Genomic DNA, 25,943 nt, shown 5'->3' with positions numbered 1-25,943 from the left:
TCGGTACGGCCGTCAGCCTCAGGTCAGGCCTGAGGCCGCTTGCGGACGCGCAGGGTCAGGGCGTTCACGAAGTCACCCCGCCCGCTGTCGTACTGCTGCTCGTGGAACGACTGGCCCGCTCCCGACCCGTACATGCGGAAGAACCACTTGCTGTTCCACTCGTTCTTCGCCTCCGAGAGCCGCCTGAACTCCTCGGTGCCGCGCTGGGCGCTTCCGGCGATTTCTTTGAGCAGCTTGTTCACCTGGTCCATCTCGGAGCCCCCGGGCGCGGGCTTGCCCTTGGGACGGAGCAGCGGGATGGCGGTCTTGGTCTTGAACTCCTCCACCAGCTTGGGGAGCAGCTCCTGCAGCGCGTCGCCGGAGTTGGCGGTGCGGGTGTAGTTCTCCAGGGTGACGCGGTCCTCGCCGTTCGCGCTGAGCGCCGCGACGCCCGCGAAGTGGAAGCCCCAGATGTCCTGGAGCTTGGCCGCGGGGGTGGCGGACTCGCCGAAGTCGAGCTTGGCGCTCTGCCCCAGGGAGACGGTCGTATAGCCCTCGCCCACCGCGGGGGCCGCGGCCTTGTTCACCCCGAGGTCCGCGGCAGCGGCGTCCATCTCTTCGGGGTGCTCGCGCAGGGCGCCGCCGTAGCGCTCCGGGGTGGGGGCGCCCTGCGGTGCGCCCGCGCGGTCGGCGAGGCCGTCGGCCACGCTGTCGACGGTCCTGTCCTCCCAGGGCATGTTGTCCCGCCCCGTCAGGACGACGTCCGTCTGCCTGCCGCCGCCCATCAACTCCCGGGCCACGTCGATGCATTCGGACTTCAGCAGGTTCGCGAAGCCCGACTCGGCGTTCTGGGGGTTCTCCCGCGTCTGAGGCTGTACGCGCTTGAGGACGACGGACCCGTCGCCGGACGGGTTCTCCACGGAGATCTGCGGTCCGCGGGCCACCAGCGTGTAATTGCTGCCGACGCCCTCCAGAGATGCGTTGCTCGCCTCGATCACGCCCGCCGTCGCGTAGAACTCCTTCGGTTCGCGCGCGGTGTCGTGCACGGCGAGGGATCCGTCGCCCGCGACCCTGAGGGGCAGCCCGAGCGGCGGGGACGGCTCGACACCGGTCTCCTCCGCCACGTCCTGCTGGAACGGGTCGTGGGTACGGGCCCCGAGGTGGTCCACCGAGTGCTTCGAGACCTGTTCCGGATCCGGGGCCAGAGTGCCCTGCGGTGCCTGCGACTCGAAGTAGGGGCCCACGCCCTGCTCGCTGGCCAGGCTCTTGACCTGGCCGCTCGCGTAACGCTGCACGTGGATCTGTCCGCCGTGCCGGGATGCGCCGCCCGCGTAGGGGTGACCGGCCTCGCGCAGCATCTGGACGACAGCGGCGTTCCCCGCGTCGCGATGCAGGCCGATGAGCCCTCCGGGCGGTGCCGCACCCGCGGGCCGCCGGACCGGGCCGCGGACGGCCCCGGTGCCGGCGGCTTTGACGTGATCGTGATCATGGTCGTGCAAGGCTGCCCCTCCCGCGCAGGATGCGACTCGTCCCTGCATACGCGGCACGGGCAGGCGGGGACCAGGTACGGAAGGGCACAACACCCGACCACACGGGCAGACTCACACGGCCGGCCGAGCTGTCAGCCGATCCGGTCCAGCACGATCGCCTCCGGCGAGAAGTCCGTTCCGGTGGGGGCGACGTCGTACGCACCCTCCAGGGACTGGAGCGCGTAAGCGAAGCGGTCCGGCGTGTCCGTGTGCAGGGTCAGCAGCGGGGCGCCCGCCTCGACGGAGTCCCCCGGCTTGGCGTGGAGTTCGACGCCCGCACCCGCCTGGACGACGTCCTCCTTGCGCGCACGCCCCGCGCCGAGGCGCCAGGCCGCGACGCCGACGTCGTACGCGTCGAGGCGGGTCAGGACGCCGGAGGACGGCGCCGTGACGACGTGCGTCTCGCGGGCCACCGGCAGGGTCGCGTCCGGGTCGCCGCCCTGGGCGGAGATCATCCGGCGCCACACGTCCATCGCCGAGCCGTCCGCGAGGGCCTTCTCCGGGTCGGCGTCCTTCAGGCCCGCCGCGTCGAGCATCTCGCGGGCCAGGGCGAGGGTCAGCTCGACGACGTCGGAGGGACCGCCGCCCGCGAGGACCTCCACCGACTCGCGGACCTCAAGGGCGTTGCCCGCCGTCAGGCCGAGCGGCGTGGACATGTTGGTGAGCAGCGCGACCGTACGTACGCCGCTGTCGGTGCCCAGCTCGACCATGGTGGACGCCAGTTCGCGGGCGTCCTCGATGTTCTTCATGAAGGCGCCGGTGCCGACCTTCACGTCGAGGACCAGCGAGCCGGTGCCCTCGGCGATCTTCTTCGACATGATGGACGAGGCGATCAGGGGAATCGCCTCCACCGTGCCGGTCACGTCCCGCAGCGCGTACAGCTTCTTGTCCGCCGGGGCCAGTCCGTCGCCCGCCGCGCAGATGACCGAGCCGACGCCCTCCAGGACGGACAGCATCTCCTCGTTCGAGAGGAGGGCCTTCCAGCCCGGGATCGACTCCAGCTTGTCCAGGGTGCCGCCCGTGTGGCCGAGGCCCCGGCCCGACAGCTGCGGAACGGCGGCGCCGCACGCGGCGACCAGCGGGGCGAGCGGCAGCGTGATCTTGTCGCCGACGCCACCCGTGGAGTGCTTGTCGGCCGTGGGGCGGGACAGGGACGAGAAGTCCATGCGCTCGCCGCTCGCGATCATCGCGGCCGTCCAGCGGGCGATCTCGCCGCGGTTCATGCCGTTGAGCAGGATCGCCATGGCAAGGGCCGACATCTGCTCGTCGGCGACCACGCCGCGCGTGTACGCGTCGATGACCCAGTCGATCTGCTCGCCGCTCAGCTCGCCGCGGTCCCGCTTCGTACGAATCACGGAGATGACGTCCATGGCATAACCCCTCTTTGCGCCTTAAAACGGTGAGGCGACTCTACGCGCATAGAGCCGCAGGATGAAGACGGCCCCTCCCGGTCGCACAGCAACAGGAAGGGGCCGTACGTCAGTTGAGGTGCTCCGGGCCGAACGGGTCCGGGAGCATGTCCCCCAGAGTCCGGATACCGGCGGCCGTCTCCAACAGCAGCGTCGCGCCACCGAACTCGTACAGCAGCTGACGGCAGCGTCCGCACGGCATCAGGATCTCGCCCTTGGCGTCGACGCAGGTGAAGTGCGTCAGACGGCCGCCCCCGGTGAGCTGGAGCTGCGAGACAAGACCGCACTCGGCGCACAGGCCGAGGCCGTACGACGCGTTCTCCACGTTGCAGCCCGACACCGTGCGGCCGTCGTCCACGAGGGCCGCGGCGCCGACCGGGAAGCCCGAGTAGGGAGCGTAGGAACGGGACATGGCCTCGCGTGCGGCATCCCGCAGCGCGTCCCAGTCGGGCTCGGTCTCGCCCGCGGAGTCGGAGTCGGACTCGGAGTCACTCTCGGTCTCGGTCACGTTCCTTGTCCCTTTCGATAGGGCTGGCCGTCCGCCTTCGGCATGCGCAGCCGCTGGGCGGAGAGCGAGAGCACAAGGAGCGTAACGACGTACGGCGTGGCGGTGACGACCTGGTTGGGAACCTCGTCGGTCAAGCCGTACCACGCGAACATGAGCGCCGAGACGGCCGCGGTGATCGCCGCGGGGACGTAACGCTTGCGCCATACGAGGTAGACCGCGCCGATGACCAGCAGGATCGCGAGCAGCAGGAGCAGCGCGTGCACGTTCGTGCCGCCGCCCCGGAGCTTCAGGCTGTCGGTGTAACCGAACAGGCCCGCACCGAGCGCGAGTCCGCCCGGCATCCAGTTGCCGAAGATCATCGCGGCGAGGCCGATGTAGCCGCGCCCGCCGGTCTGGCCCTCCAGGTAGATGTTCGAGCCGACGAGCGAGAGGAACGCGCCGCCGAGCCCGGCGAGACCGCCGGAGATGATCACGGCGAGGTACTTGTACTTGTAGACGTTGACGCCGAGGGACTCGGCCGCGACCGGGTTCTCGCCGCAGGAGCGCAGGCGCAGACCGAACGACGTACGCCACAGGACCCACCAGCTCAGCGGCACCATCGCGACGGCGATGACGGTGAGCGGGGAGAGGTCCGTGAACAGGCCGCCGAGCAGGCCCGCGATGTCCGAGACGAGGAACCAGTGCTTCTCGTTCAGGTCCTGCAACCAGTCGGAGAGGCCGGGTACGGAGAAGCTGCCAAGCGATTCGACCGGCGGCGACTGCTTCGACGTACCGCCCTCCTTGCCCTCGAAGGCGAAGGTGGAGAGGTAGCGAGTGGCGCCGAGGGCGAGGATGTTGAGGGCCACACCGGAGACGATGTGGTTGACGTTGAAGGTGACCGTGACGATCGCGTGGAGCAGTCCGCCGAGCGCGCCGCCGAGTATGCCGAACAGGATGCCGACCCACGGGCCCCACTGGTAACCGGCGAACGCGCCGAACCAGGTGCCGAGGATGAGCATGCCTTCAAGGCCGATGTTGACCACGCCGGCGCGCTCGGCCCACAGACCGCCGAGCCCCGCGAGGCCGATCGGCACGGCCAGCCGCAGCGCGGTGGACATCTGCCCTGTGGAGGTGATGCCGTCCGCGTCGGTGATCAGCCGGACCACGGACGTCAGGACGAGGACACCCGCGACGATCAGCAGGAGGACGGGGAGCGAGATGCGGCGGCGGCCCGGCGCGGGCTGCTTGGCCGGGGGCTTGGCTACGGTTGCCGAGCTCATCGGGCAGCCACCTCCTTCACGGTGTCGTTGTTGCCGTTGCCCTTACGGGTGGCTGCGGCCAGTTCCTCGCCGACGCGGCGCTGCTGGCGGCTCAGGCCCCAACGGCGTACGGCCTCGTAGGAGACGACGACCGCGATCACGATGAGACCCTGCATGATCACCGCGATCTCCTTGTCGTACGCGACCGGGGTCGCGTAGTCGAGAGCGGGTGACGCCTTGTCCAGGAAGGCCCAGAGCAGCGAGGCGAACGCGATGCCGACCGGGCTGTTGCGGCCGAGGAGCGCGATGCCGATGCCCGTGAAGCCGAGGCCCGCGGGGAAGCTGAGGCTGTAGGTGTGGGTGTCGCCGAGCAGGATCGGCATGCCCGCGAGACCCGCGACCGCGCCGGAGATCAGCATCGCGCTGAGGACCATGCGCTTGGCGTTCACGCCGGAGGCCGCCGCTGCCGACTCGGATGCGCCGGTGGCACGCAGGTCGAAGCCGAAGCGGGTGCGGTTGAGGACCAGCCAGTACAGGACGCCCGCGAGAGCAGCGATGATCACGAAGCCGTAGATCTCGCCGGAGTCGCCCATGCTGATCCCGGGGAACCAGCCGGACTCGTGCATCTCGCCGGTGGTCTGGTTGTTGCCGACCGGGACGCCGAAGTTGTCGGTGAGGGTCATGTAGCCGATGACGCTCGTCGCGATGGCGTTGAGCATGATCGTCGCGACGACCTCGCTGACCCCACGCGTGGTCTTGAGGATGCCCGCGATGCCCGCCCAGAAGGCGCCGGTGAGCATGGCGACCAGCATCAGGAGCGGGATCTGGAGCGGGGCGGGGAGCGCCACGTGCGCGCCGACGACGGCGGTGGCCATCGCGGCGAGGCGGTACTGCCCGTCCACACCGATGTTGAACAGGTTCATGCGGAAGCCGACGGCCACCGCGAGCGCGGCCAGGTAGTACATGCCGGCCTGGTTGATGGTCAGGACCTGGATGTCGGAGTAGCTGATCTGCTCCAGCATCAGGGTGTACGGCTCGATCGGGTTCTTGCCCGACGCGAGCAGCACGACCGAGGTCAGCGCCACCGCCACGACGAGGGCGATGACCGGTCCGGCCACCGCGAGGAGCAGTCGCTCCTTGTCGAACTTCTTCATCGGGCCTCGTCCTCCGAAGTCTCGGCAGAGCCCTCTTCGGGGTCTTCGGGGTTCTCGGGGTTTTCGGGGTTCTCGGGGTCTTCTTCTACGTGTTCGAGGTGGCCGGACGCCGCACCCGTCATCGCCGAACCGAGCTCCTCGGGCGTGACGGTGGCCGGGTCGGCGTCGGCGACGAGCCGTCCGCGGTAGATCACGCGGAGGGTGTCGGAGAGGCCGATCAGCTCGTCGAGGTCCGCCGAGATGAGCAGGACGGCGAGTCCTTCGCGGCGGGCCTCGCGGATCTGGTCCCAGATCTGGGCCTGCGCGCCGACGTCCACACCGCGGGTGGGGTGGGCGGCGATCAGGAAGCGGGGCTTGTGGCTCATCTCGCGGCCGACGATCAGCTTCTGCTGGTTGCCGCCGGAGAGGGAGGCGGCCGTGACGTCGATGCCGGGCGTACGGACGTCGTACTCCTCGACGATGCGCCGGGTGTCGGCCTGCGCGCCCTTGGGGTCGAGCCAGAAGCCGCCCTTGCCGCGGGAGTTGGGCTTCTCGGTGACGTGGCCGAGGATGCGGTTCTCCCACAGCGGCGACTCCAGGAGGAGGCCGTGGCGGTGGCGGTCCTCGGGAATGTAGCCGATGCCCTGCTCGCGGCGGTGGCGCGTGGCCAGCCCGGTGATGTCCTCTTCGAGGAAGCGGATGGCACCGGAGTCGGCGTGCTTCAGGCCGATGAGCGCGTCGATGAGTTCCGTCTGGCCGTTTCCTTCGACGCCGGCGATACCCATCACCTCGCCCGCGTGAATGGTGAACGAGACATCGTCGAGCACGCGTCGTACGTCTCCGCGCTGGACCTCGTCCATGAGCAGACTCGCCGACGACTGGCCGGTCGACACCGTGCCCTTGTCGTAGACCGTGAGGCTCTGGACCTCGATCACGGTGCGGTCGGTGACCGTCGACTCCGCGGTCTCCGGCGTGGGCAGCTCGCTGCCGACCATCAGCTCGGCGAGCTGGCGCGGGGTCGTCTCCGAGGGGATCGCCGTGCCGACGGTCGTGCCGCGCCGGATGACGGTGATGTCGTCGGCGACGGAGAGGACTTCGCCCAGCTTGTGGGAGATGAAGATGACGGACAGGCCCTCGGACTTCAGCTCGCGCAGGTTGTCGAAGAGCGCGTCGACCTCCTGGGGCACGAGCACGGCCGTGGGCTCGTCCAGGATCAGCGTGGTGGCGCCGCGGTAGAGGACCTTGAGGATCTCCACGCGCTGGCGGTCGGCGACGCCGAGGTCCTCGACCATGGCGTCGGGGCGGACCCCGAGGCCGTACCGGTCGGAGATCTCCGCGATCTTGCGGCGGGCGGCGGCGCCGATGCCGTGCAGCTTCTCGCTCCCGAGAACGATGTTCTCCAGGACGGTCAGCTGGTCGGCGAGCATGAAGTGCTGGTGGACCATGCCGATGCCGCGCGCGATGGCGTCGGCGGGGCTTGCGAAGGTCACTTGGGCGCCGTCGACCGAGATGGTGCCCTCGTCCGGCTTCTGCATGCCGTAGAGGATCTTCATCAGGGTCGACTTGCCCGCGCCGTTCTCGCCGACGAGGGCGTGCACGGTGCCCTTGCGGACGGTCAGGCGGATGTCATGGTTGGCCACGACGCCCGGGAAGCGCTTGGTGATGCCGGTGAGTTCCACGGCAACGGCCCTAGCGGTGGGCGGAGGGCTGGTGGACGCGTCGATGGCGCACTCTCCTCGGAAATCCTCAGGAAAGGGGCCACCTACGCGCGTAGCGCCCCTGGTTCGACGGGAGTTGAGCAGTGGGCCGCGCGAACGGGGCGCGGGGGACCCATCGTCCCCCACACCCCGTTTCGCGGCCGTGACTTCGCTGTTGCAGCGCAGTACTGGTCGCAGCGAGTCCCGGTTACAGCATGGACCCTGTTACAGCGTGGTCTTGACCTTGATCTTGCCGCTCTTGATGTCCTGCTCGGCCTTCTCGACGGCGGCCTGGAGGTCCGTCATCTTCTTGTACTCGGGGTTCGAGTCGGCAAGCGCGACGCCGCCGGACTTCAGGTCCGCACGGACCACACCGCCCTTGGCGTTGCCATCCTGGACCGACTTCGTCAGGTTGTACACCGCTCCGGCGACGTCCTTGGTCGCCGAGGTCAGGATGTACTTCTTGTACTTGGCCAGGGCCTTCTGCTCGTACTGGTCGGAGTCGACGCCGATCGCCCACACCTTCTCGGCGGCGGCCGCTTCGATCACGCCCTGCCCCGAGAGACCCGCCGCGTGGTAGACCACATCGGCACCGCCCTCGATCTGGCCGCTGGCGCCTTCCTTGCCCTTGTCCGGGCTGGAGAAGCCACCGTCCTCGGCCTTCTCGGTGAGCATCTGGCGCTTGATCTTGATCGACTTGTCGGTGGCCTTGACGCCCTGGACGAAGCCGGCCTCGAACTTGCGGATCAGGTTGTTGTTCACGCCACCGATGAAGCCGACGGTCTTGGTCTTGGTGGCCTTGGCGGCTGCGACGCCCGCCAGGTACGAGGACTGCTCCTCGTTGAAGACCAGGTCGGAGACGTTGTCCGCCTCGATGGTGGCGTCGTCGACGATGCCGAAGCTGACCTTCGGGAACTTCTCGGCGACTTCCTTCACGGCGGGGGCGTAGGCGTAGCCGATGCCGATGACCGGGTTGTAGCCCTGCTTGGCGAGCTCGGTGAGGCGCTGGGCCTTGTCGGCGTCGGACTCGCCGTCCGTCGGCTCGACAGCCTTCTTGCCGATCTTCAGGTCCTTGGAGGCCTTGTCCATACCGGCGGTCGCGGCATCATTGAAGGACTGGTCGCCCTTGCCGCCGACGTCGTACGCGATGGCGACGCCCTTGCTCTTGCCGTCGGTCTTGGAACCGGCGGCGTCGCTGGAGGTGCCGCCGCAGGCGGTGGCGGAGACGGCGAGTGCGGCGGTCGCTACACCCGCTGCGGCAATTCGGGAAACCCGGCGCATAGAGAGGAACTCCTTATGTACAAGCAAGCAAAAGCACGTACGAGCGCCTCACCTGGCGCTGATTTCGCCGCAGCGTAACGCGCGTAGACCTGACATAAGAACCCTTCTGTCCCGTCCGTTATCGAGCTGTGGCCGCGAGGTTGCGCGAGCATGTACGCAGTGTGGGGCGCCCCTCACGCACGGGGCGCCCCACCTGTCGTGCGTCGAGCCGTCCGTGGGGCTACGGCGTGGTCTTGACCTCGACCTTGCCGTCGGCGATGTCCTTCTCGGCCTTCTGCACGGCGGCCACCACGTCCTTCATCGCCGTGTACTTCGGATTCGAGTCGGCGAACCCGACCCGGCCCGACTTCAGGTCGTAGCGCTGCTCGCCCGTGATCGGCTTGCCCTTGACGACCGATTTCGTCAGGTCGTAGACAGCCCCGCCGACATCCTTGAGGGCCGAGCCGAGGATGTAGTCCTTGTACTTGGCAAGGGCCTTCTGCTTGTACTGGTCGGAGTCGACACCGATCACCCACACCTTCTGGGAACCGGCCTCCTGGATCACGCCCTGCCCGGAGAGCCCCGCCGCGTGGTAGAGCACGTCGGCGCCCGACTCGATCTGGCCGCTCGCCGCGTTCTGCCCCTTGTCGGGGCTGGAGAAGCCGCCGTCCTCGGGCTTCTCGGTCAGGTACTGCTTCTCGATCTTGATCTTGGGGTCGACGGACTTGACGCCCTGCACGAAGCCCGCCTCGAACTTGTGGATGAGAGGGATGTCCACGCCGCCGATGAACCCGACGTGGTCGGCCTTGGTCACCTTGGCAGCGGCGACGCCCGCGAGATACGACCCCTGCTCCTCGTGGAAGACGAGGTCGGCGACGTTGTCCGCCTTCACGGTGTTGTCGTCGATGATCCCGAAGGTGGTCTTGGGGAACTTCCCGGCGACCTCCTTGATGGCGGGCGCATAGATGTAGCCGACGCCCACAACCGGGTTGTAGCCCTGCTTGGCCAGCTGCTCGATGCGCTGCACCTTGTCGGCACTGGACTCGCCGTCGCCCGGCTCCATGTCCACGCCGCCGATCTTGAAGTCCTTGCGGGCCTTCTCGTATCCGGCGTAGGCGGCGTCGTTGAACGACTGGTCGCCCTTGCCGCCGATGTCGTACGCGAGGCCGATGCCCTTGTCGTTGTACTCGGACGAACCCCCGGACTTGCCGTCCTTGCCGTCATCCCCCGAGGAGGCCTCGCTGCTGGTCTTGCCGCACGCGGAGGCCGCGAGGGCGAGGGACGCCACCGCCACGGCCACTTGGGAGAGCCGCGTTCCTCGGGCTGCACGGGTGGCACCGGTTCGACCGGTGCCACCGATTCCACGAGATCCTTGACGAAGACGCATAGGACGCACCCCTTACGTTCCCCAAAGCACCCTTGACGGGCCTGATTTCGGCGCACAGTAACGCGCGTAGAAAGGGAGGGGAACGGGGTTTCGCACTGCCGTTACCTATTCGTGCCGAGGGCCGGTTACGTCCGGGTGAACGGGACCGCCGTAACCGGCCGATAGCGGTGGTTACCGCTGGGCCCCGTCGAGCAGCGCCGCCGCGGTGAACATCTCGACGCCCACCGTGATCGCCGACTCGTCCGCGTCGAAGTCGCCCTGGTGCAGATCCCGGACGGTGCGCTCGCCGGGCGTACGGACGCCGAGGCGGGCCATGGCTCCCGGCATGTGCTCCAGGTACCAGGAGAAGTCCTCGCCGCCCAGGCTCTGTTCGGTGTCCTCGACGGAGTGCGGCCCGCGCCGCAGCTCCATGGAGTCCTTCAGCAGGTCGGTCACATCAGGATCATTGACGACGGGCGGCACGCCGCGGATGTAATTCACCACGGACTTGGCGCGGTACAGATCGGCGATCTCCTGGACGGCGCCGTGCACCAGGTCGGGCGCCTTCCGCCAGGCGGTGAGGTCCAGGCAGCGGACCGTGCCGGAGAGTTCGGCGTGCTGCGGGATGACGTTGCAGGTGTGCCCGGACTCGATACGTCCCCAGGTCACCGCGAGCCCCGAGCGGGCGTCGATACGCCGGGCGACCAGGGCGGGGACCTCGGTGACGACCTTGGCGGCGGCGGTGACGAGGTCGGTGGTGAGGTGGGGGCGCGCGGTGTGGCCGCCGGCGCCGTCGAGCGAGATCTCAAGGCGGTCGCAGGCGGAGGTGATGGGCCCGTGCCGCAGCCCGATCTTCCCGGCATCGACCCGAGGATCACAGTGCACGCCGACGATGCGCCCGACGCCCTCCAAGACCCCCGACTCGATGGCGTCGGGCGCGCCGCCGGGCAGGACCTCTTCGGCAGGTTGGAAGATCAGCCTTACGGGATGGGGCAGTTGCCCCTGCTTCGCGAGATCGGCGAGGACGAGCCCGGCCCCGAGCACCACGGTGGTGTGCACGTCGTGCCCGCAGGCGTGGGCGCGGTCGGGCACGGTGGAGTGGTACGGGACGCCGAGCTTGGTGTCCGGGATGGGCAGCGCGTCGATGTCGGCGCGCAGGGCGAGCATGGGGCGTACGCCGTCCCACCGCTCGATGCCGATGTCACAGACGAGCCCCGTACCGATGTCGAGCACGCGGGGCTCAAGACCGGCTTGCTCGAGCCTGGCCTTGAGGGCCGCGGTGGTGCGGAACTCCTGGTTGCCGAGCTCCGGGTGCATGTGCAAGTCGCGCCGGAAGGCGATGAGTTCGCCGCGCAAGTCGTCCGGGAGCACACCGGGAAGCATGGCTTCCCCGGGGGCGTCCCCCGCTGCTTCCCCGGGCAGATCAACCTCGGATCCTCGCTCGGACCCTCGCTCGGAATCTCGTGACATCAGTTGGTTCACCCTCTGAAGGGTAGGGCGAGCCATGTGCCAACTGACCCACGATCAACAAAAGTTCAGCCCGATAGGGTAAGAAAAGGTGGCCGCGTGGCGCATAAGCGCTACTTGAGATGGGTAAACTCTCCGCCTTTTCAGGGGATAAGGCACTGGTCATATGCGTACGCACACCCGATCGACGCCCTCCACAGGTACCACGGAGGGACGGGATCATGCACATACGTCCACACATCGGAATTTTCCGCTCCGGGTCGGAGTTCAGGTGGGTGTCCCCAGGGGTGAGCGAAGGATGGGTGAGAGATGAAGTCCGTCGTACGGGCTGGTGCTGGTGGGCCCGAGGTCCTTCAACTCGTTGAGCGTCCGCTTCCTGAGCCCGGGGTCGGTGAGGTGCGGGTGCGTGTGTACGTCTCCGGCGTCAATCCGACCGACTGGCGTGCCCGTCGGCGGGCGTTGCCGCCGGGTGTGCGCGAGGAGGTGCCTCACCAGGACGGTGCCGGGGTGATCGATGCCGTGGGTCCGCAGGTCGATCCGGAGCGGGTCGGGCAGCGGGTGTGGATCTGGGAGGCCGCCTGGGGGCGGCCCTGGGGAACGGCACAGCAGTACACGCTCGTCCCCGACCAGCACGCCGTCGCTCTGCCCGACCACGCCCCGTTCGAACTCGGCGCCGCCCTTGGCATCCCGGCCCTGACCGCCCACCGCGCGCTGACCGTGCACGACGGCGGGCCGGGCCGGCTCGCGCCCGGCACTCTGCAAGGCGCGACCGTTCTGGTGGCGGGCGGCGCCGGCGCGGTCGGCAACGCGGCCATCCAGCTCGCCCGCTGGGCGGGCGCCCGCGTGATCACCACGGTCAGCAGCCCCGCCAAGGCCGCACTGGCGCGAGCGGCGGGTGCCCACCTGACGGTGGACTACCGCACCCAGGACGCGGTCGCGGAGATCCAGGCCTTCGCTCCCGAGGGCGTGGACATCATCGTGGAGGTCGCACCGGGCGCCAACGCCGCTCTCGACATCGCGGTAGCCGCCCAAGGTGCCGTAGTCGCCTACTACTCGGGCGGCGAGAACGAGCAACTGTCCATCCCGGTGCTCACCTCACTCTCGGCGAACCTGCGCTGGCAGAGCGTCTTCGTCTACACAGTGCCGTCCACGGCGAAGCAGCAGGCGCTCACCGACGTCACGGCGGCAGTGGACGCGGGTGCGCTGCGCGTGGGCGAGGAGGCAGGACTGCCACTGCACCGCTTCCCACTGGAGCACACCGCCGACGCCCACGCAGCCCTCGAAAAGGGCCTGGTGGGACGGGTCTCGGTCGACATCCCCTAACCGTGCCAACCGCCACGGGTCGACGGGGGTCGGGTTGCTGAGGGGCGCATCGGTGCACTCGCGCGCCCCTCTCCCGCAGGAACGCAACTTCGCCAAAGTAGGTGCCCCGCGCGGACGCCCCCGCCCCCGCCCCGGAAAGGGGCGGCTTGCAAAAAAGTCCCGCCCCAGCCCCAGTCCTGGGCCCCTCCCATGGGACTTTCCTGCAATCCGCCGCCCGATGGCCTTCCATCCCCCCTGACGGCCGCCCCCGACGATCCGGTCGCCGGACGCTTGACGAGACCCGCACCCACCCCCGCAGCAACCGCGCACCTCACCCACGCCCCCCGCCCCCAACGAACCAGTCCGCACCCGGCATCAAACCCGAAGCCCGCTGGTAGCCGTCCCGAGAGTCCCGCCCCTGGGCCGTCCGGATGTCTTCCCTCGCGCGGTGGAGGGACGGGTGTCAAGGGTGGCCCGAAGGGCCATCGGCGCAGCCGACGCGACGTAGGAGCGCCCTTTACTCCCGGCCCGGAACCACCAATCTGGGTTCAACCGGACGGCCCCGGCGCCCTGACCAACACCGGCTCACCGGCACTCCCCGGGGCAACGGCACTCGACCCACAGCACCTTCCCCCTCTGGCCGAACAAGTCATCCCCCAAGGGGAAGCCGCCCCACGCTGTCGCCCACTCCGCCACCAGGCGGAGCCCCCTGCCGCCCTCGGCTCCCTGGGCCAGGGGCGGCAAGGGCGTCGGTGGGCTGTCGAACGGGGGTGGGATGTGCGGGTCCGTGTCCCACACGCCGACCCGTACGCCCCGCGCCTCCCGTACGCCGCGTCTGCCGGGCAGGCCTCTGAGGCGTAGGGCGGCCGGGCCGCCCGTATGCCGGTAGGCGTTCGTCACCAGTTCCGAGGTCAGGATTTCAACGGTGTCCGTCAGCTCCCCCAGGCCGTACCCGGAAAGCACCGCCCGCAGCGTCTGCCGTGCGATACGCGGGGCGCGGGGATCGTGGGGCAAGTGGAGGGCGTACGACCACACTTCGGGTGCGGGTGGATTGGGGGCGGGTGGCGATAGCGTGACGGTGACCATGGGGACGACGCCTCCGTGCGTTGGACGGCTCGATTCGCCTTTCGCAGCCATGCCGGGCGGTGGCATGCCGCGAGAGACCAGGCGGTGCGCTTCCGGCTTACCGGCAGGGCCAGTTGGGCGGCTTTGGTCACACCGTAGACTGCGGGTGCTGAAGGTTTTGCATCGTTCTGCAAAACCTTCAGCTATTGCCCTCGTGTGGGTGACGACCACATCAGGCGTACGAAACGGAGCGAGGACATGGCACCCAGGACCGCCCCATCAGCCCGCCGCGTCCGCATCGGCGTCGAGCTGCGCCGACTGCGCGAACGCGCGGGCATGACAGCCGTCGAGGCGGCCCGCACTCTGGGCACCACTCAGGCCCAGGTCAGCAATATCGAGGCGAACCGGTTCGGGGTGAGTGCAGATCGCGTACACACGCTCGCCCAGATCTACGACTGTGCCGACCAGCCGCTGGTCGACGCCCTCGCCGAGATGGCGGCCGACCGCTCTCGGGGATGGTGGGAGGAGTATCGGAACGCGCTTCCCGTCCAGCTCCTGGACCTCGCGGAGATGGAGCACCACGCCGCGGCCCTGCGCGTGGCCCAAGTCATCAACATCCCCGGGCTGCTCCAGACCCCCGAGCACGCCCGCGCGCTCTTCCGTGAAGTGGTCCCCTCCTTGCGGCCGCACGAGATCGAGTACCGCATCTCCCACCGCATCAAGCGGCAGGCGGTGCTTCACAGGGATACGCCGCCGCCGTACGCCGCCATCGTCCACGAAGCAGCGCTGCGCATGCAGTTCGGCGGCCGGGACGTGGCGCGAACTCAGCTCGACCATCTCGCCGAGATGAGCCATTTGCCCGGCCTGACGCTCCGGGTCATTCCCTTCGGGGGCACGTCGTTCCCCACGACGGGGCATGGAGTCGACTACGCCTACGGCCCCGTCACGACGCTCGACACCGTGCAGCTGGACACCGCGCATGGGAGCGAACTGATTGATGCCGTCGGACAGTTGGAGAAGTACCGGCTCGTGCTGGACCGCATGGAGAAGGTCTCTCTGCAGCCTGCCGCGTCCCGCGAGCTCATCCACCACATCGCACAGGACCTGTGAGAGGCGTACCCGTGAGCAAGCCGAACCCGAAGCTGACCTGGCAGAAGTCCACCTACAGCGAGGAAGGTTCCTCCTGCGTATACATAGCCCCCGGCCCCACCCCCACCACCATCCGCCTCCGCGAAAGCGACACCCCGGAGGAGATCCTCACCACCACCCGGCCCCAACTCGCCGCCCTCATCACAGCGATCAAGACCAAGGCGGACGCCCCCGACGTCACGCCGTAGCCGCAAGGCCCTTCGACGGATTCGTGGAGGCCACCGATGCCAGCCGGTGCACATCGCGCGCCGTTCCCGTGACGTCCGACAAGAAGCCCTCCGCCCGTGGTGATGCGTTCTCCGTCAGCCAGGCCGGGTCGATGTCGCACACCGCGACACGTACCTCCGTGCCCGCCAACGCCAACGGCAGGGTGTGGACCACCGTCGAGGGGAAGCTCAGGATCGTGCGGCCGATCGGGCCTCGGCGGGCGATCAGTTCCAGGGGGAGGTCGGGGCGGACCACCTGGAGGCCCGTTTCCACCGCCAGGCGGTGCAGTTTCTCCGCGCTCTCGCGGCGGTGTGCGAAGTAGCGTGTGGCGCCGTGCGCGAGCGACAACGTACGGACCGCCTCCACGTAGCTGTCCGGGTCCACGACCCCCGTCTCCACCAGCGACGTGCCTACCAGGTCCGCGCCCTTCGAGACCCGAGGAGGGCCGAAACGCTCCCGCGTCCAGGCGAAGGTGTTCGGCGTCACCCGCACCCCCGCCGGTGCCGAGTCGATCGGCATGGACGAGAAGACCTCCACCGTGCGCTTGCCGCCCGGCGTCAGGCGGCGTCGGGCCGAGGCCGAGATCGGGGCGAAGGCGATGTCCCGGAGACCGGGGCGGCCGCCCCTCCGGTGCCAGCGCACCAGGCGCTCGCCCGCCGCCAGTTGCGCCACGAACTCCATCGTGGCCGTGCCGTCGTCCACGACCACGAGCGAGCGGGCCCGGGTGATCGTGAGGAGCAGCTGTACGTAGCGCGAGAACGGGTCGCCGATCACGATCCGGTCCGCCGCACGCAGCGGGCCCGTCAGGCCGCCGATCGTGTGGAAGGGAGCGGCCGGGCCGCCGCGCGCCTCCTCCCAGCGGACGTTGAGGCCCTCGTCGCGGGCCAGCTGGGCCATGCGGCGCAGCTGACCCCGGGTCATGGGGTCCATCGGGGAGAGGACGACGACGGTGAGACCCCCGGCCGGGCCTGTCGCCCCTGCCGAATGCGCCCACTCAAGGACGTTGAGGAGCTGCACAGGGCTCTCTACGAACGCCAGAGTGGTGGGCGCCGCATCGGTGGGGGCCGTCGGCCCGGGGGGTCGGGGGCTCATCGTCGTATGACCGTGTCCTGTCCTTGTGGGGGGTCCCGGTGGGAAATCCCGGTAAGAGCGTCAGCGCGCTCGACCGCGACCGGCTCAGACCGCGACCGGCTCGCGCTCGGCCGCGTCGGCCTCGGCGACGACGCCCGCGACGCGGCGCAGCTTCTTCATCGGGCCGAGCTCCGACTCGTAGACCTTCTTGACGCCGTCACCGAGGGAGGCCTCGATGGTGCGGATGTCGCGGACGAGGCGGGTGAGGCCCTGGGGCTCCACCGACGCGGCCTGGTCCGAGCCCCACATGGCGCGGTCGAGGGTGATGTGACGCTCGACGAAGGTGGCGCCGAGCGCGACCGCGGCGAGGGTGGTCTGCAGGCCCGTCTCGTGGCCGGAGTAGCCGATCGGGACGTTCGGGAACTCCTGCTGGAGGGTGTTGATGACGCGGAGGTTCAGCTCCTCCGCCTGCGCCGGGTACGTCGACGTGGCGTGGCACATCAGGATGTTGTCCGAGCCGAGGACCTCGACCGCGTGGCGGATCTGCTTCGGGGTCGACATGCCGGTGGAGAGGATGACCGTGCGGCCCGTTGCGCGGAGCGCGCGCAGGAGCTCGTCGTCCGTCAGGGAGGCGGAGGCGACCTTGTGGGCCGGGAGGTCGAACTTCTCCAGGAAGGCGACGGCCTCGGTGTCCCACGGCGATGCGAACCAGTCGATGCCGCGCTTCTTGCAGTGCTCGGTGATGGCCTGGTACTCGGACTCGCCGAACTCCACGCGGTGGCGGTAGTCGATGTACGTCATCCGGCCCCAGGGGGTGTCGCGCTCGATGTCCCACTGGTCGCGCGGGGTGCAGATCTCCGGGGTGCGCTTCTGGAACTTGACCGCGTCGCAGCCGGCGTCGGCGGCCACGTCGATCAGGGCGAGGGCGTTGTCGAGCTCGCCGTTGTGGTTGATGCCGATCTCACCGGTGATGTACACGGGCTGACCGGGTCCGGCCGTCTTCGAACCGAAGGTGCGCAGACGGGAGTTGGAGATCGTAGAGCTCATGACAGGAACGTTCCTTACTTGTTGAGGGAGGGGCCGAGGATCCATGCGGCGATCTCTCGGATCGCGCCGTCACCACCGGGGAGAGCGGTGACCGCGCGTGCGGCGCCGCGTACGACGTCGTGGGCGCTCGCGACCGCCACGGGCCAGCCGACGAGGCTGAAGCACGGGAGGTCATTGACGTCGTTTCCGACGTAGAGCACGCGCTCGGGAGCGATGCCCTGCTCCTCGCACCACTGCTTGAGTGCGAGGTCCTTGCGGTCGATGCCGTGCAGGACGGGAAGCTTGAGCTTCCTGGCCCGCGCGGCGACGACCGGGTTCTTCTCCGTGGACAGGATCAGCAGCGGAAGGCCCGAGTCGCGCAGGGCCGCGATGCCGAGGCCGTCTCCGCGGTGTACGGAGACGAACTCCCGTCCGTCGGAGTCGATCAGCACCCTGTCGTCGGTCTGGGTGCCGTCGAAGTCGAGTACGACCGCGTCGATGTCGTCGCGGGTCGGAAGCGCGTCGGCCCTGCCGGAGTCGAAGAGGGGCGCGAGCGCGCGGGCGCGGGCGAGGTCGTGCGGGTCGTCGATCTCCAGGACGCGCGCCGGGTCCGTGCGGACCAGCTCGGTGCGGCCGAAGAAGCGGTGCTTGTGCTCGCGGAAGCCCGTCACGTCCATGGCGTAGACCGCGCCGGTCTCCAGGAGGTCCTGGGGGCGGTCCTGGCGGCGCGGGCGGAAGGACTTGTCGTGGTTGACGCCGTAGCCGCCGTCGGTGGCGGTGGAGTTGGCGACCTTTGTCGTGCCGCCGACCTCGCCGGTGCGGCGCGCGTCCATGGCCGCGGGCTCGTCGTCGGCGTCGCGCCAGACGAAGCCGTGGAAGGGAGCGACGGTCAGCGCCGTGTCCGCGCCGCCGTCGATGATCGAGCCGACCACTCCGTCGACGTCCTCGCGGACGATGAAGGGGCTCGTGCACTGTACGAGCAGGACGACGTCGACGGCCTTGCCGTGCAGCGCCTCGTGCTCGTCCATCGCGTGCAGGACCGCCGCTTCGCTGGTCGCGGTGTCCCCCGCGATCGCCGCGGGGCGAAGCACCACTTCGGCGCCCGCGGCCCGCGCCGCCTCGGCGATCACGTGGTCGTCCGTGGAGACGACGACGTCCGTGACGAGCCGCGCGGCCAGGCACTCCCGGATGGCCCGCGCCACCAGGGGCACGCCGCCGACCGGGGCGAGGTTCTTGGCGGGCACGCCCTTGGAGCCGCCGCGGGCCGGGATGACGGCGAGGACGCGGTGGGCGGGCACGCTCCCTGGGGCGGGGTGGGACATGGGGGCTCCTTGAGAGGGGTGGGGGATCACAGCTCGCCCATCCGCCGGATGACGGGGGCCACGCGCTGCACGCCGTGCCGGTAGGCGCCGCGCGCCGCGCTGCGGACCGCCTGGCGCACGGGGCCCGGCTCGCGGTCCGCCGCGGGCGCTCCGGCCAGTGGGGTGCCGTCCGGGCCGAGGTGGTGGCGGGCCAGGATGCCGGGGAGGTATCCGGGGGCGGTGGTGAGGCTGTAGTACGGGGCGATCGCAGGGAGCTGGGGCTGCGCGAGCAGGTTCGCGACGCGCTCACGTGCCGCGTCGAACGCCGTCTCGTACGTCCCGTCCGGCGCGACGCCCTGCCGCGCGACCCACTCCGGAGCGGCCTCGGGGCTGTACTCCGCGTCGATCTCGTCCCAGGACGCCAGGCATCCGGAGCCGATGAAGTGGTGGTTGCCGAGCGCCTCGCGCACCCCTAGGTCGGTGAGGACCGCGGTGGGGATGCGGCGGTGCAGGGATTCGAGCGCGGCGGTGGAGCTGACCGTGACGAGCAGGTCGGTGCGGTCGAGGACCTCGCCCATGTTCCCGTACACGAGACGGCAGTTGGGCGGCAGATTCTCGGCCTTGGCGAGCTTCTGGTAGGGCAGTTCCTCGATGTGCGTGGTGTGTTCGCCTGGCTTGCTGCGCAGCTTGATCAGGACCTCGCGGTCCGGGTGCAGGCGTGCGTGCTCGACCATGCGCCGCAGCAGGTACGTGCGGTGTGCGCGGCTGTCCGGAACGGAGGGCTGCGCGGCGAAGACGACCGTGTACGGGTCGTGCTTCTGGTCCTTCTCGAGGTAGGCGGCGCCGCCGAGGAACGGCAGTGCGCTCTCCACCACGCCCGAGGCGTCGGCGCCCACTCCCTCGTACACGGCGCGGAAACGCTCCGCGTCCTGGCGGGAGTTGGCGAGGACGACGTCCGCGCCGTGCCGCAGGAGCAGGCCGTCTGCGAGCTTCTCGTAGACGACGCCGACGTAGCCGGTGACGATCACGGGACGCTTGCCGGAGCCCGCGGAGTCCGCCGCTATCCGGGCGAGCCCGTGAAGGACCGCCTGGACCGCGCCGCCCACGAGAGCGAGCACGATCACGTCGGGCGCTTCGCGCTCCACCTCGCGCAGGAACTCGACGGCGGTGACTTCGCGGAGCGAGTCCGCGCGCACCCCGACCTCTTCGAGCTGTCGGACGGTGGGCGTGGCCCGGCCCCGGAGAAGGCGTCCGTCCAGGCGTGTGTCCGCTCCCTCACCCGCGAGGCGGCTCGCGGTGAGCGCACCCCATTTCCACCGGGTGTCTGAGTCGGCGAGCACGGTGATCCGTGTCGTCCCGCTGTTGCTTGCTGGCACAGCCAAGACGCTAGGAAGGCTTTTCGATTGGCGGCCCAACTCAGGTGCAACAAACGGTTAACAGCACGCCGACGAATGGCGAATCAGCCCGGGAAACCGCCGGTAAGCAGGCCGGTTAACCGTTCCGCCATGCTTCGTTCACCTGACATCTCACCTTCGGCCAAGACGAATGCCGGGCCGACACCTAACGTCACCCACGTGGTTAAGCTCTCCGTCATCGTGCCGTTCTACAACGTGCAGCAATACGCGCCCGACACATTGAAGAGTCTGCGAGCGAACGCACGCGACGACTTCGAATTCATTCTCGTCGACGACTGTTCGAAGGATGAGACTCCAGAGATCCTGGAGCGTGCCGCGCGCGAGCTGCCCGGCGCCGTCCATCTCAGACATGAGACGAACGGCGGTCTCGCGACCGCCCGCAACACAGGCCTTGACGCGGCGCGCGGCGAGTACCTCACCTTCCTCGACGGTGACGACTGGCTCGCCCCCGGTTACTACGCGCGACTCGTCGAGTCCATAGAGCAGCTGGGCTGCGACTTCGTACGCACCGATCATGTGCAGTGCACAGCCCGTGCCCGCACCGTCCACCGTGTCCCGCACGGCAGGCGCGACGTCGTCATGGCGCCGCGTGACGTCATCCTGCCCGCCGACCGCTCGACGTCCGTCGACTACGCGTACGCCTGGGCCGGCATCTACCACCGGCGCCTCGCCGACCGGGGCCTGCTGCACTTCACGGACGGCCTGCGCACCGCGGAGGACCGGCCCTGGATCTGGCGCCTGCACCGCGAGGCGGAATCCTTCGCCGCGGTGGGCCACCTCGGCGTGTTCTACCGGCGCGGAGTCGCGTCGTCGCTCACCCAGATCGGCGACGTACGACAGCTCGATTTCATCCGCGCATTCGACCAGGTGGTGCGTGAAACTGCCGAGGACCGCGACGCCGACAAACTCCTGCCGAAGGCAGTCCGTACTTACTGCGCGATCATTTCCCACCATCTGGGATCCATCGAAAGGTTCGAGCCACAAGTGGCGCGGAAATTGAAGTCACTGAGCGCGGCCGCCCTGAAGCGGATGCCGCAGGGCGTTCTCGACGACGCCCTCGACTCCATGGACATACAGCGGGCGACCCGCCTCCGCCGCCTTCGCCGGCGCCCGGTGTCGGCGGAGGTGGCCGCGTAATGGCGACGACGCAGATCTTCATGGCGTCCACGCTGTACGGCACCGCGACGCTCGCCGCCGCGATCGACGCCGACCGCTTCGGCCCCGCCGACCGGCGGCTGCTGCTCGTCAGCAACAACGCGGCGACGCCGGAGACCACGGTCGCCGTGGACGAGATGCCGGGTTTCGAGCGGCTTCGGGACCGCTTCGACGACGTACGTTCCTGGAACGAGGCCATCTCCCCCTTCCATCCGGGCGGTTGGTCTCCCCGGGCGGACGACATCCCGATGTGGGAGCGGTACATCCGGCTCCTGTGGGATCTCGGTGACGACGACATCGAGCTGGCAGTCGAGTCGATCCAGGTCAATCCGGCCCTGGCCCTGGCGCAGATCTTCACGGGCGCGCCCGTGGACGTCTACGCGGACGGCCTGATGAGCTACGGCCCGACCCGCAACAAGATCGACCCGCTGGTCGGCACGCGAGTGCGGCGGCTGCTCCACCTGGATCTCGTGCCGGGCCTGACCCCGCTGCTCCTGACCGAGTTCGACGTCGAGCCGGAGATCGTGCCGACCGAGGCGTTCGTGAAGGTGCTGAGCCGCCTCGCCGACACCGAGACCGACATCCCGGACATCGCCGAGCCCGCCCTGCTCCTCGGCCAGTACCTCTCCGCCCTCGGCATCCTGACCGCCGAGGAAGAGGAGGAGCTGCACGTACGCATGGTGCGCGGCGCCGCCGAACTCGGCCACACGCGCGTGGTGTTCAAGCCGCACCCGACGGCCCCTGCGCGCTGGTCGCGCATCCTTGAGAAGGAGGCGGAGGCGATCGGCGTGGAGCTGACCGTCCTCGACTCTCCGGTCCTCGCCGAGGTGCTCTACCAGCGGATGCGCCCCGCGCTCGTCGTCGGCTGCTTCTCGACCGCGCTGCTCACCGCGTCCGCGCTCTACGACCTGCCGGTGGCCCGCACCGGCACGGAGCCCCTCCTGGAGCGGCTCGCGCCCTACCAGAACAGCAACCGCGTACCGGTCACGATCGTGGACGCACTGATTCCCGACCTCGCCGACAAGGCCGCGGTCACCGGGGGCCGCCCCGGCATGCCGGTCGCCGACCTGGGCGAGCTGCTCGTCGCCGTCGGCTTCGCCATGCAGCCGCAGATCTATCCGCGCCGGCGCACGGCCGCCGAGCGCTACCTCACGACGCACCTCACCCCGCACACCTGGCGCTACTTCAAGCGGCGCCGCCTCACCGCACTCGCCCTGCCCGGAGCGCTGCCCTCGCAGCTCGCGTTCATCCCGCGCAACGCGGCCGTACGCCGGGTCGCGCGCCGCGCCCGTTCGGTCCAGCGCTCCATCAAGCGGACCGCACTCGGATGACCTCTCCCGGAACCACGCTCCCGATACACACCCCGGGGCCGGACAAGGCAGACGCCCTCGCGCGCACCGTTCCGGCCCCTGTGGCCGCCAAGCGCGCGCGGCCCCGCCTCAGGGCCCTTGACGGCCTGCGGCTCATCGCGGCCCTGATGGTCGCGGCCTACCACTACGGCGGCCGCGACGGCGAGATCACCGAGGCCTGGGGCAGCTCACCGCAGCTCCAGTTCCCCTCGGCGCACAGTTGGTTCGCGTACGGCTGCCTCGGTGTGCAGATCTTCTTCGTCATCAGCGGCTTCGTGATCTGCATGAGCGGCTGGGGCCGTCCGCTGCGCGCGTTCTTCGCCTCGCGCGTCTCGCGGCTCTTCCCCTCGTACTGGGCCGCGATCGTCCTGGTGACCGCGGTCTTCGCGCTCCCCGTGGTGGCGTACGACGCGGTCTCGCCCAGCGACGCCCTGGTGAACCTGACCATGTTGCAGCAACCCCTCGGCGTGGACCGGGTGTTGGGGGTCTGCTGGACGCTCTGGGCCGAGCTGCGCTTCTACGCCCTCTTCGCGCTCTGTGTCGTCATGCCGGGCGCGAACCGGGCCCGCGTGATCCTGTTCTGCGCGGTGTGGACGCTCGCCGCGGCCATCGCGGAGGGCGTGAACGAGCCGCTCCTCGACCTCGTCCTCATGCCCGAGTACGCCCCCTTCTTCATCGGCGGCATCGGCATCTACCTCGTCCACCGCGACCGCAAGGACCTCACGGCCTGGGGCATCGTGGGGGTGAGCTGGCTGATCGGCCAGCACTACGCGGTGGACCGCCTCTGGCACGCGCCGAACCCGGACTTCTTCTCCTACCGCACGTCCTTCGGCATCATCGCCGTCGTGACGGCGGGCTTCGCCGCGGTCCTGCTGATCGCGCTCGGCGCCCTGCACCGGGTCGACTGGAAGTGGCTGACGGTGGCGGGAGCCCTGACGTACCCGTTCTACCTGGTGCACGAGCACCTGGGCTGGGTGACGGTGGCCGCGCTGCACCGGGGGCTCGGGCTTCCGTCGTACGCGACGTTCGGTCTGACGATCGTGGCGATGCTGACCCTGGCGTGGCTCCTGAACCGTTTCGTCGAGGAGCGGCTCACACCGCTGATCCGGAACGGGCTCATGACCCGGAAGTAGGTCACGTCTCCAGCATCGTCGCCCCGATCCCGGCGACCACCGCGGCGAGGCCCTTCTCGAACCCGGCGTCGAAGTCACGGAACATCTCGCCGCCCGCCGCCGCCGCGAGCGGATACGCGGCGAGGCGTTCCGCGCGGGCCGCCAGGTCGTAGCCCCCGCCTTCCTCCTTCGCGGGGTCGGGGCCCATGGACTGCTCCTCTGTCACGTATCCGATCGTGTAGCTGTACGCCGTGAACCAGGCACGGGCCGCCCCGCCCGGCGTGAAGCCCCCGCCGGTGAGCGTGCGCAGATGGGCCTCCATGGGGGCGGCGTACGACAGGTCCGTGAAGTGCGTGCCGCTGTAGACCTTCGCGCCGTCGCGGTACATCAGGAGATGGCGCCGCAGACCCCGCAGTGCGGCGGTGAGGGCGCTCTGCCAGTCGGTTTCAGGGCCCGCGCCCGCCTCCAACTCCTCGTTCATGCGGCGCATCATCTCCGTCGCCATCTCGTCGAGCAGCGCCTGCTTGTCCTTGAAATGCCAGTACAGAGCGGGCGCCTTGACGTCCAGCTCCTTGGCGATGGCGCGCAGGGAGAGCCCGTCGAGGCCCGTCTCGTTCAGGAGCTTCAGGGCGGCGCGCGCCACGCGGGTGCGGTCCAGGGGTGTCGTAGCCACCTTGACAATTTAACACTGTTAAGCGCAGGCTCTGGAGCATGGAACTTAACAGCGTTAAGGACGCTTCCCTGACGGACACCCTCACGACCGACGTGCTCGTCGTCGGCTCGGGGCCCACCGGCCTGACCCTCGCCTGCGACCTCGCCCGGCGCGGGGTGCGCGCCCTGATCGTGGAGCGGGCCGACACCCTCTTCCCCGGATCGCGGGGCAAGGGCATCCAGCCCCGTACCCAGGAGGTCTTCGACGACCTCGGAATCCTCGCGGCGGTCGAGGCGGCGGGCGGCACCTACCCGGTCGGCATGGTCTGGCGGGGCGGCGAGCGGCAGGGCGAGCACCGGATGTTCGACGACGAGCAGGGGCCGACGCAGGACGCTCCCTACAACCGGCCGCTGATGCTCCCCCAGTGGCGCACGCAGGAGATCCTTTACGCCCGCCTCAAGGAACTCGGCGGCGACGACATCCTGTTCGGCGCCGGTCTGACCGACCTGGCCCAGGACGACGAGGGCGTCACCGCCCGGCTCGCGGACGGGCGCACCGTCCGCGCCGCGTACGCCGTGGCGGCCGACGGCGGACGCTCGACCGTGCGCGCGGCCCTTGGCATCGGCATGACGGGCGAGACCGTCGACCCGAACCCGGTCCTGGTCGCCGACGTCCGCATCCCCACCCTGGACCGCGACAACTGGCACATGTTCCCGCCCACCTCCGAGGGCGAGGGTGCGGGCGGGGGCTTCCTGGCGATCTGCCCGCTGGCGGGCACCGCGGACTTCCAGCTGACGGCGCAGTTCACGGACGGGACCGAGCCCGACACCTCGCTCGAAGGCGTACGCAAGGTCGTCGCCGCCCGTACGCATCTCGCCGCCGACGCGGTGACCGAGGTGCGCTGGGCCTCCGACTTCCGGCCGCGCGCGGCGATGGCGGACCGGTTCCGCGAGGGCCGCGTGTTCCTCGCAGGTGACGCGGCGCACGTGCACTCACCGGCGGGCGGGCAGGGCCTGAACACCAGCGTGCAGGACGCGTACAACCTGGGCTGGAAGCTGGGCGCCGCCCTGCGGGGCGGCGTACCGGCGGACCTCCTCGACACGTACGAGGCCGAGCGCCTGCCCAACGCCGCGCGGATGCTGGGCCTCTCCACCCGCATCCACCGGGGCGAGGAGCGGCGCGGGGGCGCGACCCGCCAGCTGGGCCTGGGCTACCGGGACAGCTCCCTGGCGGTGGAGACCCGCGCGGGCCTGACGGACCTGCCGGAGGAGGCACTGCGGGCGGGCGACCGCGCGCCGGACGGGCCGCACAGCGAAGGGGGAAGGCTGTTCGACCTGTTCAGGGGGCCGCACTTCACGCTGCTCGCGGTCGGCACGGATGCGCAAGTCCCGTCAGCGGCAGCGGAGTTGGTGCACGTACACCGCATCAGCTCCTACCCGCCCTACGGCGACGGTCTCTTCCTGATCCGCCCCGACGGGTACGTCGGCTGGGCGGGCGACGACGACGCGACGGGCCTGACGGAGTTTTTGAAGCTCGTCCACCGCAACCGTTGA

Annotated in this window: 22 protein-coding genes; 7 read left to right on the top strand and 15 right to left on the bottom strand. The window is 69.7% G+C overall.

Annotated features, from left to right (window positions below):
• Positions 1-23 precede the first annotated feature (23 nt).
• The 9 genes from ACWFRJ_RS38550 to ACWFRJ_RS38510 form a co-directional block, all read right to left on the bottom strand.
• Positions 24-1,478 (bottom strand): hypothetical protein, encoded by a 1,455-nt coding sequence (locus tag ACWFRJ_RS38550; protein ID WP_453542216.1) that lies wholly within the window; start codon positions 1,476-1,478, stop codon positions 24-26.
• Between the two features lie 122 nt (positions 1,479-1,600).
• On the bottom strand, positions 1,601-2,878 hold the full coding sequence (locus ACWFRJ_RS38545; RefSeq protein ID WP_453542213.1) for a thymidine phosphorylase: 1,278 nt from the start codon (positions 2,876-2,878) through the stop codon (positions 1,601-1,603).
• A 109-nt stretch (positions 2,879-2,987) separates the two neighbouring features.
• Positions 2,988-3,425: a cytidine deaminase gene (locus tag ACWFRJ_RS38540; protein WP_453542211.1), complete on the bottom strand. Its 438-nt coding sequence runs from the start codon at positions 3,423-3,425 to the stop codon at positions 2,988-2,990.
• Positions 3,422-4,684, bottom strand: coding sequence for an ABC transporter permease (locus ACWFRJ_RS38535; RefSeq protein ID WP_453542208.1), 1,263 nt, complete (start codon positions 4,682-4,684; stop codon positions 3,422-3,424). The genes ACWFRJ_RS38540 and ACWFRJ_RS38535 overlap by 4 nt, the downstream gene beginning before the upstream one ends.
• Positions 4,681-5,817, bottom strand: a complete 1,137-nt coding sequence (locus tag ACWFRJ_RS38530) for an ABC transporter permease (protein WP_453542205.1) — start codon at positions 5,815-5,817, stop codon at positions 4,681-4,683. Before ACWFRJ_RS38530 ends, ACWFRJ_RS38535 begins: the two co-directional genes overlap by 4 nt.
• Entirely contained in the window at positions 5,814-7,475 is a 1,662-nt protein-coding gene (locus tag ACWFRJ_RS38525) for an ABC transporter ATP-binding protein (protein ID WP_453542202.1), read from the bottom strand. The genes ACWFRJ_RS38530 and ACWFRJ_RS38525 overlap by 4 nt, the downstream gene beginning before the upstream one ends.
• Before the next feature lie 243 nt (positions 7,476-7,718).
• Positions 7,719-8,774 (bottom strand): BMP family lipoprotein, encoded by a 1,056-nt coding sequence (locus ACWFRJ_RS38520; protein ID WP_453542199.1) that lies wholly within the window; start codon positions 8,772-8,774, stop codon positions 7,719-7,721.
• A gap of 220 nt (positions 8,775-8,994) precedes the next feature.
• Positions 8,995-10,047 (bottom strand): BMP family lipoprotein, encoded by a 1,053-nt coding sequence (locus tag ACWFRJ_RS38515; protein WP_453542579.1) that lies wholly within the window; start codon positions 10,045-10,047, stop codon positions 8,995-8,997.
• 264 nt (positions 10,048-10,311) lie between these two features.
• Positions 10,312-11,589 (bottom strand): amidohydrolase, encoded by a 1,278-nt coding sequence (locus ACWFRJ_RS38510; RefSeq protein WP_453542196.1) that lies wholly within the window; start codon positions 11,587-11,589, stop codon positions 10,312-10,314.
• A 306-nt stretch (positions 11,590-11,895) separates the two neighbouring features.
• On the opposite strand from ACWFRJ_RS38510, the gene ACWFRJ_RS38505 reads away from it, so the two are divergent.
• Positions 11,896-12,909, top strand: coding sequence for an NADPH:quinone reductase (locus ACWFRJ_RS38505; RefSeq protein WP_453542193.1), 1,014 nt, complete (start codon positions 11,896-11,898; stop codon positions 12,907-12,909).
• Between the two features lie 564 nt (positions 12,910-13,473).
• Here ACWFRJ_RS38505 and ACWFRJ_RS38500 read toward each other — a convergent pair.
• On the bottom strand, positions 13,474-13,902 hold the full coding sequence (locus ACWFRJ_RS38500; RefSeq protein WP_453542190.1) for an ATP-binding protein: 429 nt from the start codon (positions 13,900-13,902) through the stop codon (positions 13,474-13,476).
• Between the two features lie 309 nt (positions 13,903-14,211).
• On the opposite strand from ACWFRJ_RS38500, the gene ACWFRJ_RS38495 reads away from it, so the two are divergent.
• Positions 14,212-15,063, top strand: a complete 852-nt coding sequence (locus ACWFRJ_RS38495) for a helix-turn-helix domain-containing protein (RefSeq protein ID WP_453542187.1) — start codon at positions 14,212-14,214, stop codon at positions 15,061-15,063.
• 11 nt (positions 15,064-15,074) lie between these two features.
• A complete protein-coding gene (locus tag ACWFRJ_RS38490; RefSeq protein WP_453542184.1) occupies positions 15,075-15,290 on the top strand; it encodes a DUF397 domain-containing protein in 216 nt (71 codons plus the stop codon).
• On the opposite strand, the gene ACWFRJ_RS38485 is transcribed toward ACWFRJ_RS38490, so the two are convergent.
• From ACWFRJ_RS38485 to ACWFRJ_RS38470, 4 genes are all read right to left on the bottom strand, one after another.
• Entirely contained in the window at positions 15,280-16,401 is a 1,122-nt protein-coding gene (locus ACWFRJ_RS38485; protein WP_453542181.1) for a hypothetical protein, read from the bottom strand. The genes ACWFRJ_RS38490 and ACWFRJ_RS38485 overlap by 11 nt on opposite strands.
• Before the next feature lie 84 nt (positions 16,402-16,485).
• Positions 16,486-17,415 carry an N-acetylneuraminate synthase family protein gene (locus tag ACWFRJ_RS38480; RefSeq protein ID WP_383268821.1) on the bottom strand — a complete coding sequence of 310 codons (930 nt, stop codon included), beginning with the start codon at positions 17,413-17,415 and terminating at the stop codon, positions 16,486-16,488.
• Positions 17,416-17,441: 26 nt separating this feature from the next.
• Positions 17,442-18,728, bottom strand: a complete 1,287-nt coding sequence (locus tag ACWFRJ_RS38475; protein WP_453542178.1) for a cytidylyltransferase domain-containing protein — start codon at positions 18,726-18,728, stop codon at positions 17,442-17,444.
• A 26-nt stretch (positions 18,729-18,754) separates the two neighbouring features.
• Entirely contained in the window at positions 18,755-20,083 is a 1,329-nt protein-coding gene (locus ACWFRJ_RS38470; protein ID WP_453542175.1) for a DUF6716 putative glycosyltransferase, read from the bottom strand.
• A 198-nt stretch (positions 20,084-20,281) separates the two neighbouring features.
• Here ACWFRJ_RS38470 and ACWFRJ_RS38465 point away from each other — a divergent pair, with 198 nt between their 5' ends.
• Genes ACWFRJ_RS38465 through ACWFRJ_RS38455 form a run of 3 tightly spaced genes read left to right on the top strand, consistent with a single transcriptional unit; the run spans position 20,282 to position 23,759 of the window.
• On the top strand, positions 20,282-21,259 hold the full coding sequence (locus ACWFRJ_RS38465) for a glycosyltransferase family 2 protein (RefSeq protein WP_389904049.1): 978 nt from the start codon (positions 20,282-20,284) through the stop codon (positions 21,257-21,259).
• Positions 21,259-22,608 carry an alpha-2,8-polysialyltransferase family protein gene (locus tag ACWFRJ_RS38460; protein WP_453542172.1) on the top strand — a complete coding sequence of 450 codons (1,350 nt, stop codon included), beginning with the start codon at positions 21,259-21,261 and terminating at the stop codon, positions 22,606-22,608. Before ACWFRJ_RS38465 ends, ACWFRJ_RS38460 begins: the two co-directional genes overlap by 1 nt.
• Positions 22,605-23,759, top strand: a complete 1,155-nt coding sequence (locus ACWFRJ_RS38455; protein WP_453542169.1) for an acyltransferase family protein — start codon at positions 22,605-22,607, stop codon at positions 23,757-23,759. Before ACWFRJ_RS38460 ends, ACWFRJ_RS38455 begins: the two co-directional genes overlap by 4 nt.
• Position 23,760: 1 nt before the next feature.
• Here the strand turns inward: ACWFRJ_RS38455 and ACWFRJ_RS38450 are convergent, their stop codons facing one another.
• The gene (locus ACWFRJ_RS38450) at positions 23,761-24,411 is read right to left on the bottom strand and encodes a TetR/AcrR family transcriptional regulator C-terminal domain-containing protein (RefSeq protein ID WP_453542166.1); all 651 of its coding nucleotides are present in this window, start codon (positions 24,409-24,411) and stop codon (positions 23,761-23,763) included.
• A 38-nt stretch (positions 24,412-24,449) separates the two neighbouring features.
• Here ACWFRJ_RS38450 and ACWFRJ_RS38445 point away from each other — a divergent pair, with 38 nt between their 5' ends.
• Entirely contained in the window at positions 24,450-25,943 is a 1,494-nt protein-coding gene (locus ACWFRJ_RS38445; RefSeq protein ID WP_453542163.1) for an FAD-dependent oxidoreductase, read from the top strand.

This window comes from Streptomyces sp. NPDC055239, from assembly GCF_053606205.1.
The sequence above is the reverse complement of the archived record's forward strand: the minus strand, read 5'-3'. Positions and strand labels throughout refer to the sequence as shown.